This window comes from Colwellia sp. MB3u-55 (genome assembly GCF_014076785.1).
Classification (GTDB): domain Bacteria; phylum Pseudomonadota; class Gammaproteobacteria; order Enterobacterales; family Alteromonadaceae; genus Colwellia_A.
In genome coordinates this window covers 1-409 of the sequence record NZ_JACGUS010000125.1, presented here as the reverse complement: position 1 = coordinate 409, position 409 = coordinate 1, and the positions used below count along the sequence as shown (strand labels likewise).

The 409-nt window shown below is 41.1% G+C and carries 1 protein-coding gene; it reads left to right on the top strand.

Going from position 1 to position 409, the window contains the following annotated elements; genetic code table 11:
- The coding region (locus H4J66_RS19905) for an Ig-like domain-containing protein (protein ID WP_182176647.1) at positions 1 to 409 on the top strand (409 nt) is incomplete at both ends.

The following is a 409-nucleotide window of genomic DNA, read 5'->3' as shown; positions in this document are numbered from 1 at the left end:
GAAGGTGAGTTAACTTTAAATACCGATGGTAGTTATACCTTCACACCTAATGATAATTTCAACGGTGCTGTTCCTGTTATTACTTATAGCGTTACTGATGGTGCTGGTGATACACAGAACTCTACCTTAACAATTTCAGTGACACTAGTGTCTGATCTAAGTGATGATAGTGAAACTGTTTCTGTTGCAGAAGACACAACCGCCACGGGCAATGTCCTCGATAACGCAGAAAGTGCAGATGGACCATTAACTGTCACCAGTTTTACTGTTGGTGGAAATACGTACAATGCAGGTGATACGGTTACCCTTGCTGAAGGTGAACTCATCTTAAATGCAGACGGTAGCTATACCTTCACACCAAATGATAATTTCAACGGTGCTGTGCCTGTAATTACTTACATTGTTACTG